Genomic DNA, 12,786 nt, shown 5'->3' with positions numbered 1-12,786 from the left:
TATCATAAACATTAGATAATCATGGATATCATAGCAATTGTAATAGGGGTAGTAATTGGTTTGGCCATTGGTTTTGGCGTGGCCAAATATTTGGAAAAGGGAAAGGCTTCCAAGATCATGGCCAATGCAAAACGGGAAGCATCCCAGATCTTGAAAGAGGCCGAAAAGGAAGGGGAGAGCATTAAAAAGGACAAAATACTGCAGGCCAAGGAGAAGTTCCTGGAGCTCAAGGCAGAGCATGAAAAGGTCATTATAAACAAGGACAAAAAAATCAATGAGGCCCACAAGCGGATCAGGGACAAGGAGTCACAGGTAAGCAGTGAGCTTTCCAGGAACAAGCAGCTCAATGCCCAACTGGGAAATAAGCTCAAGGATTTGGAGCAGCGCAAGGAGTTCTTTGAAAAAAAACAGGCAGAACTGGAAAAAATGCACACCAACCAAGTCCAGCAACTGGAGGTCATTTCCGGTCTGTCTGCAGACGAGGCCAAGAGCCAGTTGGTGGAGAGCCTGCGGGAAACCGCCAAGTCAGACGCCATGAGCTTCATCCAGGCCACGGTGGAAGAGGCCAAGCTCACCGCACAACAGGAGGCCCGCAAAATTGTGATCAATACCATACAGCGCATTGGAACCGAAGAGGCCGTGGAGAACTGTGTCTCTGTTTTCAACATAGAATCGGACGATGTCAAGGGGCGCATTATAGGCAGGGAGGGCCGCAATATCAGGGCCTTGGAATCTGCCACGGGCGTGGAGATCATTGTGGACGATACCCCCGAGGCCATCATTCTGTCCTGTTTTGATTCCGTGCGCCGGGAGGTGGCCCGCTTGTCCTTGCACAAATTGGTCACGGATGGGCGCATCCATCCCGCCCGCATCGAGGAGATCGTAAAAAAGACCGAGAGGCAGATCGAGTCGGAAATCGTGGAAATTGGCAAGCGCACGGTGATCGACCTTGGCATTCATGGCCTGCATCCGGAGTTGGTGCGTGCCGTGGGGCGCATGAAATACCGCTCCTCTTACGGCCAGAACCTCTTGCAGCATTCCCGTGAAGTGGCCAAACTCTGTGGCGTAATGGCCTCAGAACTGGGCATAAACCCCAAATTGGCCAAACGGGCCGGACTCCTGCACGATATTGGCAAGGTGCCCAATTCCGAAGCTGAGGTGGAGACCCCGCACGCCATTTTGGGCATGCAGTGGGCCGAGAAGTTCGGCGAGAAGGAGGAGGTCTGCAACGCCATTGGGGCCCACCATGACGAGGTGGAAATGAAGACCCTGATCGCGCCCATAGTACAGGTATGTGACGCCATTAGCGGTGCCCGGCCCGGAGCCAGGCGGCAGGTACTGGATTCCTACATACAGCGATTGAAGGATCTGGAGGAAATAGCCTTTGGTTTTGGAGGGGTGCAAAAGGCCTACGCCATACAGGCCGGTAGGGAATTGCGCGTTATCGTGGAAAGCGAAAAGGTGAACGATGACAAGGCCGCCCAACTTTCCTTTGAAATATCACAGAAAATACAAACGGACATGACCTATCCCGGTCAGGTAAAGGTGACCGTGATCAGAGAGACCCGCGCCGTGAACGTTGCCAAATAAGCGCTTTGTGCCCCATAAAAAAAGCCCCGATTTCTCGGGGCTTTTTTTATGGAATGGTGCCCAGCGGTGGCGGACATGGGGAACAGGAACTGGCCCCAGCTTTGGTCTTTTGTATGCCAGCGGTTAAGCGAGAAGGATGAAACCTTGGCATCCCCCTTGCGCTACCGTTGGCTCCCCGGTACCGACCGACTTGATCGAAGGCTGCCGTCTTTTTATGGGTACGCCCAGCCTGTCTTGTGGCCGCTATTCCTCTTCCTCTTGCGCTGCGCTGTTCTCTTTTTCCGCAGCACGGTGAAGCGAGTTTTCCATGATGTTCAGTTTCTTCAACTTGGCCTTCCAGGCTTCCAGGGCCTCTTTGTTCTTTTCCAAGCGCTTTACCACATCTTGTACCAAGGGGCTGTCTTCGGACGAACCGGAGAAAAACTGTAGGTTGTTTTCCAGTTGGAGTATTTCCTCCTTGCTCTCCGCTATTTTTTTTCGCACAAAAGAGCGTTCGTGCCCAATGGCCCTTTCTTGATCGTCATCTTGGGCCAAACGCTGTATCTTGTTCCCGTATTTCAGTAATTCCGCCTCTTGGCGCCCCACGTTCAGTTTTTCAAAAAGGGCATCGATGATCTTGTGGAATTTCTGGTTAAGGTGCTTTTTCTTGTAAGGCACGTTTCCAACGGATTTCCATTCGGTCAAAAATCCCTTAATGGTGTCCAAGTCCACCTCGCGCTCGCCACTGGGCGCAAAACCCTTGAGGCGGGTCATGATCTCCTCTTTTTTCCGGTAATTGTCTTCCTCTACCTTATAGGCGCTGTTTTTGCTGGCATTGAACCGATCAAAGTAATGGTTGCAGGCCGCCTTGAAGGATTTCCATAACTTGTCCGAATACTTTCTGGGAACATGGCCCACTTGTTTCCACTCTGCCTGGATGCGTTTCATCTCAGGGGTGGCGGTGTCCCAATCTTCGCTCTCCTTCAGGGATTCCGCGGTTTGGAGCAGGGCCCTTTTCTTGTCCAGGTTTTGTTGTTGTTCCTGTTTCAGGTTTTTATAAAAGGCATTCTTGTGCCGGTTAAAGCTCCTTACCGCCTCCTTGAAGGCGGCCCAGGTCTTCTCGTTCTCTTTCTGGGGTACCTTGCCTGTGCTAAAAAAAGAATTTCTCAGGGATTCCAGGGTCTTTATCTGGCCCTGTATTCCCTTGTGGCTGCTGGCGGGCGCCGCAGACAGTTCGGCGATTTTTTCAATGATGTCCCTTTTGGTTTCCAGATTCTGCTGGTGGATCTTGTCCTGATCTTTTAAATATTCTTGCCGCCTGTCATGTATCACCTTGGTCGCCGCACTGAACAGGTCCCAAATGTCTTCCCGGTAGGCCTTGTCCACCGGGCCAATGTCCTCTTTCCAGACTTTGTGCAGCAGCTGCAGTTGTCTAAACGCCTTATTGGGGTCGGGCTCGTTGGCCAAGGCCTGCGCCTGTACCACCAACTTTTGCTTTTCCTCCAGATTGTGCTTAAAATCCAGGTCACGAAGTTCGCGGTTCAGGTGTAAAAAATCGTAAAAGCGTTCCACGTGGTGGTGGTAGGTACGCCATACGTTGTTGTACTCGGCTCGGGGCACGGGTCCGGCGTTGCGCCATTTTTCCTGTATGTCCTTGAAGGCGTTGTAGGTGGTGTTCATATCTTCTTCCACACTCACCAAACCTTTGAGTTCCTCAATGAGCCCCAGGCGCAACTGTAGGTTGTCCTTATGGCTTTTTTCTTGGCTCTTGTAGTGCTGGTTGCGCTTTTCCCTGTATTCGGCATAGACTTCATTGAATTGCCGTTTGGTGACGGAGTTGTACTTAAAGTCTATTTCGTTGCCCCCATTGCCCACGAAATCTTCCTTTTTTTCATCCAGGAAGGCCTTAAACTTTTGGTTGAATTCCTCACGAATGGTGTCCACGTGTTTTTTTATGCTCTGTACCTTTTCGTTTTTTACGAGCCGTTGCAATTCGCCCACCAGGTTTTCCATGGACATGGCGTGGTAATCGGGCATGGCAATATGGTGTCGTTTCGCGGTATGGCCGTCCTCGGCATCTTCGGCATTGGTATCGTCGATCTCGTCTTGTATGGCTTCCTTTTCCGATTCTTTTCCAGGAGCCGCTTCGCCGGTTTTCTGGGTTAAAGGGTCTTTTTGTGAAGCCGTGGCCACCACAGCTGCCATTCCGTTTTCCTTTGTTCCCTCCTCTTTGGCGTCCGTGGCAACTGCTGGCTCGGGAGTGGGCTGGGCATCCGCAGCTTTTGGTTCCGTGTCCGCCATCGCTTCAACCGTTTCCGTTGCCTGCTGTGCTTCGGTCTGGGGTTCATCTGCCGGCAAGTTCAAGGAGGCTTCTTTTATGGGGGCACCGGTTCCTTTCGGTTCTTGCCCGGAAACGTTCTTTTCCCCTTGATCGGCACCATCAACGGCTTCTCCCGATTTGTTCTGGGCAGTCCCTTTTTCCTCCGGTCCAGGTTCGGCAGGGTTGGGGGTGCTTTCTTCTTCGGCCTGTTTCTCCGCTTTCAGGGCATCTTTTTCCAGGACCGTGTTGGTCGTTTCCTTGGGTTCATTGGTTTCCAATGCCTTATCATCTGCCCCTTTCTTGGGCGCTTCCCTTTGTTCTTCTGTAGCCATGACCTTTGTTCTATATTGGTACAAGATAGTGACAAGACAAAGAACCGCCAAGGATATCCATTTTCTTTTTGGGTGTTGCCCAAGAGCACCTACTTTAAGGTCGCTTCACGGGGGGCTATGCGCACAAGGGCATACAAATAATTGAAAATGAGTTGGTTGAAATGGTTTTGGGCCCACGGGAACAAGGCTTGGAAAAACCCGGAAAAACCTATTTTCCTAGAGACGCCCAGCCTTATCGGGTCCAGATTTCCCAGGCCTTTTCCGCCTGTTGTCTCAGCATTTCAAGGCCGTTGGAAATGGCTGCCCCCCTTTGTTCGCCCTCTGCCAAGAAAGCCGTTTTGGCCGGGTTGTAGATCAGGTCGTAAAGCAGGTGCCGGGGGGTAATGCCACCGTAGGGAAGATCTGGTTTGTCCGTTATCTTGGGAAACGTGCCCACCGGAGAGCAGTTCACGATAAGGGTGTACTCCGCAATGGTTTCCGTACTCAAGGCGGCGTAGCTGAGGCCGTTGTTCTTTCCGCTCCGCGAAACGTATTGGAATGGAATGTTCCATTGGGCCAAGACGTGGGCCACTGCCTTTGAGGCTCCGCCCGTGCCCAGGATCAGTGCTTTTTTATGGGGCTGTTTCTCCAAAAAGGGAGCCAGGGATGTGGCAAAGCCGTAGGCATCGGTATTGTGCCCCGTGAGTTGCCCGTTTCCAAAGGCTATGGTGTTCACCGCACCAATGGCACGCGCCGCGCCCTCAACGGCATCCAAATAGGGAAGGATGGCCTCTTTGTAGGGAATGGTAACGTTTAGGCCCCTGAGGTTGGGCTGGTGGGCCACCAAGGACGGAAAGTCGGCGATGCGGGGCAGGTCAAAATTATCGTAGTGATGGTCTTCAAGGCCCATCGCGGCAAACTTTTCCTTAAAGTAGCCGGGCGAAAAGGAGTACCCAATGTCCTTGCCTATAAGGCCGTACCTATGCTGCATTTTTGCGGTGTTTTCCGTACCAATCCAACAACAGGAGCACGGCAATGCCCATGAAGATGTAGAAGATGGCCCACCAATTTTCGGCCATGTCCATGTTGGGAAGGTAGCGTTCGTAGTTCAAGATTATTTTTTTGTTGTTGGAGTCCAGGAGCAGCTCGCCATTGTCATCGGTCTGAAAGATGGTTTTCTTCCATGGCCAGACCACGCCCAGGGAACCGGTGATAAAACCCAAGATCACCGCGGTGGTCATGTGCTTAAAATGCTTTAGCACATAGGTGAGCAAGTGGGAGAGGGAGACCAGACCGGCCGCAGAACCAAGGGTAAATACGGCCAGGATACTGAGCATGTCCAAGCGGGCAGCATCATTGACAAAGCCAAAATCTCCCCCCAATACTTCGGCCAAGGTATCATAGAGCGCATTTACGGAATCTACCAGCAACAGCACGTAATTGCCCAGTAGGATCAGGATAAAGGATCCGGAAAGACCGGGAAGGGTCATCCCGGAAACGCTGATCATGCCGCAGAGGAAGACAAAGAAGAGATTGTCGTTCTGGGTGGCGGGACTTAAAAAACTAATGGCAATGCCCACGCCCAAACCCACCAATGAGGCTAGAATGGTGCGTTTTGTCCAATGCCCAAAATCCTTCCCTATGTAGTAAATGGATCCCAAGATCATGCCAAAGAAGGCCGCCCAGACCAAGAGTTCCCTTTGTTCCAAAAAATAGTCCAAGATCTTGGAGACCGAAAAGTAACTCACCAGCATCCCAAACACGATGAGGGTTAAAAACGTACCGTTCACATAGTTGTAAAAACTTTTGAACCTGCCGTTGAGCAGCAGTTTCAGTGCCTTTCCGTTTATTTTTTGCAGGGAATGGATAAACTCCTCGTAAAACCCGCCCACAAAGGCCACAATGCCACCGGAAACCCCTGGCACCTTATTGGCCGCCCCCATGCACAGTCCTTTTATGACCAGAAAAATCTTGTCCAATAATGTTCTTGACTGACTCATTTTGGGGCGAACTTATTTTTGCGGAGCGGTTCTTTCCAATATAAAAATAAGGGAAAAACCAACAAGGGCCATAGCAATGGCCAAGGCCAGCCTTGGGTCGCCATCAAAAAGAAAGGGGGAAACATTCTCGTCAATGATCACTTCCTTTTCCCCAAGGGAAATCACCTCCAATACGCGTTTCCAAGGCCATATTTCATTGAGGGAGCCCAAGATAAAGCCTGTAAGTAGGGCCAAAGTGATGTTCCTGTAGTGTTCAAAGAGCCATTTAAGGATGCGGGCAAAGCTGAGCAGGCCAAAAACCACCCCCAGCCCAACGGTAATGATCACCGTAAAATCCCTATTGTTCAAGGCCTCCAAGATGGTCTTGTAGGAGCCCAGGAGCACCAGGATGAAAGAACCTGAGATACCGGGCAGCACCATGGCGCAAATGGCCAGCGCACCCGAAAAAAACAAGAAGGGAAGACTGCCGGTGTTGGCCGATGGGGGCAGGCCGGTGATGAAATAGGCCACCAGGCTGCCCACCAGGAAAAGGGCCACGGTGCCCAAATGCCAGCGGGATATGGACTTGGCCACGAAAAAGACACTGGCCAGTACCAAGCCAAAGAAAAAGGCCCATACCGGAATGGGGTGGTGGTCCAGCAACCAGGCCATCAATTTGGAAAAGGACAGGATGCTCACCAACATGCCAAAGAAGAGCACCAGGAGGAAAGGACCGTTAAGCTCTTTCCAAAAGGCCGAAAAACCGTTTGTTTTCCATACCTTAAAGGTATGGCCCTTAATGTTGTTCAGGGAGCTTATGAATTCTTCGTAGATGCCGGTGACAAAGGCAATGGTTCCGCCGGAGACACCGGGCACCAATTCCGCGATGCCCATGGCCATGCCCTTAAAAAAAATAAAAAGATGTTGGGTAATGTTCCTGCTGCCCTTCACTTTGCCGTATTGGAGTTAAGAAATCTATTTCTTGGCCAAGATACGGAGCACCCATTGATTATCCACCACGGATGCGAAATGTTTTTCCAAGAGCTCCAGCCCGTGGTGTTCAGGGTCCAGGGACAGGGCGTCCAAAAGGGCTATCCTGGCGCTGATGGGGTCTTGGTGCAGCAGGTAAAAGCCCACTTTTTTGTACGCCAGTTCCAGATTTTCCGGATAAAAGGTAGTGGCCTGCACCAGTACCTCCAGGGCAGATCCATAATCTTCCAGTTCGCGGAGCGCATCTGCCCAGCCCAACCAGGTTTTCAGGTCATAATTGCCCTGTTCCACGGCTTCTTTGAAGGCAAAGTCGGCCTGGTCGTATTGCTTTAGCGCCAGATGGATCTGGGCGCACTTTTTCCAATAATTGGCGTTTTTGTCATCTATGTTCAGCGCCTTTTCAATGTACTGCAGTGCGTTTTCATAGGCTTTTCTCCTGTAGTGAAAATTGGTGATGGCCAACCAACCTTTGTCCAACTGGGGGTCTTGCCGCACGGCCTGTTTAAAATAGTATTCGGCCATATCGGGGTCTCCCAGTTTCTCGTAACAGCGGCCAATGCGGAGAAAGGCCTGGGCCGTGGGGTCCTCTATCTCTATGGTGGTTTGGTAGTTTTCTATGGCCTCCGCATATTGGCCCAAGTTTTCCAGCACCTTTCCTTTTTCATAATAGGCCCCCAAAAAGGTGTCGTCCGAGATAATGGCAAAGTCAAACGCGGAAAGTGCCTCTTGGTAGCGTTTTTCGGCATAGTACAGCTTGCCCAATTGGTGCCAGGCCACTTCGGAATAGGGGTGGCGGTCCAGGTAATCGTTCAGGAAAACCAGGGCCCCCTCGTTGTCTTCCAGAAACTCAAAGCAATAGACCACATTGTAGAGGGAGGCGTGGTCTTCCTCATCGTGTTCCAGGCACTTTATAAAACTGTCCTTGGCCAATTTAAAATCGTCCATGAAGAGGTACTCCATGCCCATTAGGGAATGTACGTCAAAGCTGTTGTCCGTGAGGCTCAACGCTTTTTGCAGCAGTTTCACGGCGCCTTGGTGGTTGTCTTTTTTGGATAGGATATTGGCCCGTTGAATGTAGATTTCGTCATTGTTGGCGTCCAATAGCTGTAGCTCGTCCAACAGGGTTTCCGCTCTTTCCAAATCGTTCTCAAACACCATGATCTCCACTTGGAGCAACTTTAGGGCTATGGACGCCGGGTGCTGTTGCAGGCCTATCTTAATGCCTTTTTTGGCCAGGGCGATCTTCCCGTGGTTCAGGTAGTGGTGAATGATGTCCTCAAAGTCCTCGGCATCAAAAAAATAGACGTCGTCCGTTTTCAGCATGGATTCAAACTTGGTAACGGGCCTACTGGGTCTTTCGTTAGCTTCAAACGCCATAAGTCTTCATTGGTTCTGGTGAACTAAAATTACTGTATTGTCCTTTTTAGAACGTGTGGCGGGGTTTCATATTATCAACAAATTAGTTAACAGGAGCGAACGCCGTGAGTGCGTTGTTCCTTGGTGACGGGCGGTGATTGCCGTCCGCCTCCGTTTTTCAAGGGATTTTGGTGGTTTGGAAGGCTGCGGTCGGCCCACTTCGTTTTTAGGCCGGAAGTGCATCCAGAATGTCCAATATAAGGGTACATCCCTTGTCCAATTCTTCCTCACTTATGGTAAGCGGCGGGGAGATGCGCACGGCCCTGGGCTCAAAAAGAAGCCAAAAGAGGATCAGCTGCTCCTTGGCCGCTTGGAGCACCAGGTGGTTGGCGGTTTCCGCATCTTCCAACATCAGGGCCAGCATGAGCCCACGCCCCCTGATCTCCTTTATCTTTGGGTGTACCAGTTGCTGGCGAACCCGCTTTTCTTTTTCCAGTGCCTGCTCCATTAGGGGGCTCTCCAAGATTTCACTGAGGGTGGCCAGACTGGCGGCGGCGATCACCGGGTTGCCGCCAAAGGTGGTGATATGGCCCAATTTGGGCTGCTCCTGCAGGGTCTGCATCATCTCCTTACTGGCGGTAAAGGCTCCCACCGGGAGTCCGGAGGCCATTCCCTTGCCCATGACCAAGATATCGGGAACGCAGTTATAGTGCATAAAGGCAAAAAGCTGGCCCGTGCGGCCAAATCCGGGCTGTATCTCATCCAACACCAAAAGGGCGCCCACGGCCTGGCACCTTGCCCTTACTTTTTCCAGATACCCAGGATGTGGCAGGATGAACCCGGCACCCCCTTGAATGGTCTCCAGTACCACACAGGCCGTTTTTTCGGTAATGCGCTCCAGTTCGCGTTCCACATTGAAATGGATGAAGGCCACATCGGGTACCAACGGCCTAAAGATGGCTTTGCGCTCCTCGAACCCCATTAGGCTAAGGCTGCCCATGGTGTTGCCGTGATAGGCGTGGTGGGCCGCGATCACCTCGCTTCTCCCGGTATATCTCCTGGCCAGCTTTATGGCGCCCTCCATGGCCTCGGTGCCGGAATTGACCAAATACGTGGTTTCCAGGGGGTGGGGCAGGGCCTGGGCCAGGAGCTTGCTGAACTGCACCGCGGGGCGCTGTACGTATTCCCCATAGACCATGACGTGCATGTACCGGTCCAGCTGTTCCTTTACGGCGGCCACCACCCTGGGGTGCCCGTGGCCCAGGCCACAGGCCGAAACCCCGGCCACAAAGTCCAAATGGGCGCGGCCCTGCGCATCATAAATATAACTGCCCTTGGCATGCGATACCTCCAGGCCCAGGGGATGGGGCGTGGTCTGGGCCTGATATTTTAAAAAATCCGAATGCATGCTAAGGGGTCATTTGGCCTTTTTCCGTTCCGTCCTACTTTTCGGATCGGTGGTCACGGGATCGGGAATGTTGTTCACGGGATCCAATGGGTTTTTACTGCGCTCTTCTTCCTCGGCATCAATGTCTATGGGGTTTTCTATGCCGCGGATCACCACCAGTTCAAGGTTGTTGTCATCCTCATCAAAGATATCGTCCTTGTTCATGATGCGCTCATCCCCCCGCCAAATAAAGCCGGTGAGCTTGCGCTCTTCCAGGGGCAGATCGGCCTCCGGATAAATGGCACCGTCGGGCTGGGTAAAGAAGGTGAGCTCATCAATGTCATTGTTCTCCATGGTAATGCGGATCTTACTGCAAATGGTCCTATCAATGCCGATCAGCTCATCGTCATCATTGTACATGTAATAGATGACCTCGGTGTTCTTGATGAGGTCAATGATCTTCAGTTCGTTTTCAATGAACTTGCCAAAAAGGTCCTTGCCCTTGGCCTGGTTATAGCCGGTCATGCTCACACTGTCCAAAGAAATTACAAAGGCGTTGCCCAACACCTTCAGGGAGTCCAGTTGTTCCGTTTCCAAGTTCGATTTTAGGTGGATGCTGTCTCCCGTCATCTGGTTGTCCACGTTCCACAGCACGGGATTTCGAATGAGCTGGGTTATGCCGGTGCGTTCCTCGGAGTGGATGCTGTCACACTTTCCGCTCAGGTCTTTTTTGAAGAATTTAGCATTGCGGAAAGCTCTGAGAATACGGGCCTCGGGCTTACCGGTTACCATAAGGGTATCGCCATGAACGTAGAGCGAATCCTGTTCCTGCACCGAAATGGATACCGCTCTCCTGGTGGCAAAAACGGAATCCTTTGCCTTGAAGACCTCGGCGTAGTGCGCCCTGATGATGCCCTTGTTTATGGTGTCCGTGACCACAATGTTGTTGGTGGCCGAGGCAAATTCCGTGGCCTTGTCAAAATAAACGCTGTCCCCTTCCACAATGCGGTTGTTGTAATTGATCTTGGTGTTTTTAATGCCGTAGCCGCTCTCTATCTTGGTGTCGTAAAAACCGCGTTCGCAATAGATGGTGTAGGTGTCCCCCACGATGGTGGAGGGGCCGTACATATAGGCGTTCTTGCTGGTGGTGTAATAGTCCAGCTGCTCGGAATCCAAGATGTACTGGGGGTTGTCTATGTGCACACTGTCCCGGAACTGGTATTTTTTCAGTTCCATAAAGTAGCGTCCTATTTGGCTGGTAAGGGTGTTGGCCGAATCTATGACCTTGCCCTTGTCTTGATAATAGGCCTCTTGTTTTTCCCGATCAAAGCGTAGGGTGTCCGTTTCCAAGGTCATGGAACTGTTGGTGAGCACCACATCTCCCCAAGCCTTGGCCAACTTGATGTCGCCGTCGTAGTTGATGCGGTCACTGGTCATTTCCACGGAATCGCCTTGTTTTAACAAGACATTGCCAATGGCCTGGAGGCGGTTTTCCCGTTGGAAATAAATGGCCACATCGCACCAAAGGTCTGCCCCTTGGTGCTCAAACTGTACCTGTCTTTCGTCTTTGCTGAAAATGGAGGCACCGGGGTATTCCGCTTCGTTTTTGGTGAAATTGGCCCCGTACACAATATTGATCTGCTTGGGTTCCTCTGGGGCATCTTGGGCCATGGCCGAGAGGGATAAGAGCAGGGACAGAAAAAAGTGGACCGTAACGCGCACCATTCAATTTTTTTCAAAATTATGCTTTTTTTGGCTAGGCCGATGGCTATTGGCAGACTTTTGGCATTCCGTTGCGCTTTGGTGGTTTACGGCCAGATAGTGCACTTGTAGATTGGTATTGTTGCCCGGTTGAAGCTTCCTTGGCCGCTCATTCTATGGGCTTGGGCCGCTGGTTGGGTTTGTACTTCATTCCAAAACCGGAGTTGTTCGGCTCGTAGGGCCGGTCCAGTGCAACGTTGGTTCCCGCTTCGGGGATGGCGTCTTCCAGGCCCAGGGCCCAATAGATGCCGTTAAGGGACAGTTTGCGCATGGGTTCCAGTTTAAAATCGAACGGATGGCCCAGTGTGGTGAAGAAGACCCGGGACTTTTTGCCCTTGGCGCCGGTGTAGCTCTTGGTCCAGGTCACGGGGTTGGTCAAGGGAAATTTGTCCAGCTTGTTGTTCATTTGGTGCTTGGACCGCAGGGAACGGCCTTCCATTAGGGGTTTGGCGTCTCCGTAAAGTTCCCAATCGCCCCCATCCACGTGGTAGAGCCAAGAGTAGGCCTCAAAAGGGGCCACCCCGTTAAGAACGGGATGTGGCTCCTCCAAGGGGGAGACCTTGGTCAGCGGGGCATCACCGTCATCAAAATGTCCGTGGTGGGTGATCCATTGCTGCCCAAATACCTTGGTGGGCCATTCATTGTTCCAGTACTGTAGGTCTGCATCATCTTCGTACAAGAACGCATGGGTGGCCGTCCTGAATCCCATAATGGGCCGTCCAGATTCCACATAGTCCGAGATGAGGTTGCGCTGTGTTTCCGGCAGGTTTCTAAACCGGGTGAACATCACCATCAGGTCTGCCGTTTTCAGGGCTTCCAATCCCTCAATGTGATCCGATCTGTTGGGATCGATGATACCAGTGGAATCCAGGGCGTAGCATACGGTGACCTTTGCCTGGAGCTCCCGTTGGGCCAGTCTGGCCAGCATGGGCATGGATTCTTCCGATCGGTACTCCTCATCGCCGGTGACAAATACAATGTGCGGCGGTGTTTTGTTTACCGCTTTGGGCTCGGTAACCTCGGTGTTTTTCTTGGGTGCATCGCCACAGGACAGCAAGAAAATGCCTGTGAGCCATAAAAAGATCGTTTTTTGGGCAGTGTATGGTATCATAA

The 12,786-nt window shown here is 51.8% G+C and carries 9 protein-coding genes; 1 reads left to right on the top strand and 8 read right to left on the bottom strand.

Going from position 1 to position 12,786, the window contains the following annotated elements:
* Positions 1-21 precede the first annotated feature (21 nt).
* Complete coding sequence (gene rny, locus ACKWCC_RS03690; RefSeq protein WP_413994549.1) at positions 22-1,590, top strand: ribonuclease Y; 1,569 nt, start codon at positions 22-24, stop codon at positions 1,588-1,590.
* A 243-nt stretch (positions 1,591-1,833) separates the two neighbouring features.
* Here rny and ACKWCC_RS03685 read toward each other — a convergent pair whose 3' ends face one another.
* The 8 genes from ACKWCC_RS03685 to ACKWCC_RS03650 all read right to left on the bottom strand — a co-directional run bounded on the left by ACKWCC_RS03685 (position 1,834) and on the right by ACKWCC_RS03650 (position 12,784).
* Positions 1,834-4,221 (bottom strand): DUF349 domain-containing protein, encoded by a 2,388-nt coding sequence (locus ACKWCC_RS03685; protein WP_413994548.1) that lies wholly within the window; start codon positions 4,219-4,221, stop codon positions 1,834-1,836.
* A gap of 232 nt (positions 4,222-4,453) precedes the next feature.
* Positions 4,454-5,191 (bottom strand): shikimate dehydrogenase family protein, encoded by a 738-nt coding sequence (locus tag ACKWCC_RS03680; protein ID WP_413994547.1) that lies wholly within the window; start codon positions 5,189-5,191, stop codon positions 4,454-4,456.
* A complete protein-coding gene (locus ACKWCC_RS03675; RefSeq protein ID WP_413994546.1) occupies positions 5,181-6,200 on the bottom strand; it encodes a DUF368 domain-containing protein in 1,020 nt (339 codons plus the stop codon). The genes ACKWCC_RS03680 and ACKWCC_RS03675 overlap by 11 nt, the downstream gene beginning before the upstream one ends.
* 12 nt (positions 6,201-6,212) lie before the next feature.
* Positions 6,213-7,130: a DUF368 domain-containing protein gene (locus ACKWCC_RS03670; protein ID WP_413994545.1), complete on the bottom strand. Its 918-nt coding sequence runs from the start codon at positions 7,128-7,130 to the stop codon at positions 6,213-6,215.
* A 24-nt stretch (positions 7,131-7,154) separates the two neighbouring features.
* Positions 7,155-8,546, bottom strand: a complete 1,392-nt coding sequence (locus tag ACKWCC_RS03665; protein ID WP_413994544.1) for a tetratricopeptide repeat protein — start codon at positions 8,544-8,546, stop codon at positions 7,155-7,157.
* Positions 8,547-8,751: 205 nt separating this feature from the next.
* Positions 8,752-9,933, bottom strand: coding sequence for an aspartate aminotransferase family protein (locus ACKWCC_RS03660; RefSeq protein ID WP_413994543.1), 1,182 nt, complete (start codon positions 9,931-9,933; stop codon positions 8,752-8,754).
* A gap of 9 nt (positions 9,934-9,942) precedes the next feature.
* Positions 9,943-11,637, bottom strand: a complete 1,695-nt coding sequence (locus ACKWCC_RS03655; protein ID WP_413994542.1) for an OstA-like protein — start codon at positions 11,635-11,637, stop codon at positions 9,943-9,945.
* Positions 11,638-11,782: 145 nt separating this feature from the next.
* Positions 11,783-12,784 carry a ThuA domain-containing protein gene (locus tag ACKWCC_RS03650; protein ID WP_413994541.1) on the bottom strand — a complete coding sequence of 334 codons (1,002 nt, stop codon included), beginning with the start codon at positions 12,782-12,784 and terminating at the stop codon, positions 11,783-11,785.
* Between the last annotated feature and the right edge of the window lie 2 nt (positions 12,785-12,786).

The organism is Maribacter aquimarinus, from assembly GCF_047345505.1.
GTDB lineage: Bacteria > Bacteroidota > Bacteroidia > Flavobacteriales > Flavobacteriaceae > Maribacter.
The sequence above is the reverse complement of the archived record's forward strand: the minus strand, read 5'-3'. Positions and strand labels throughout refer to the sequence as shown.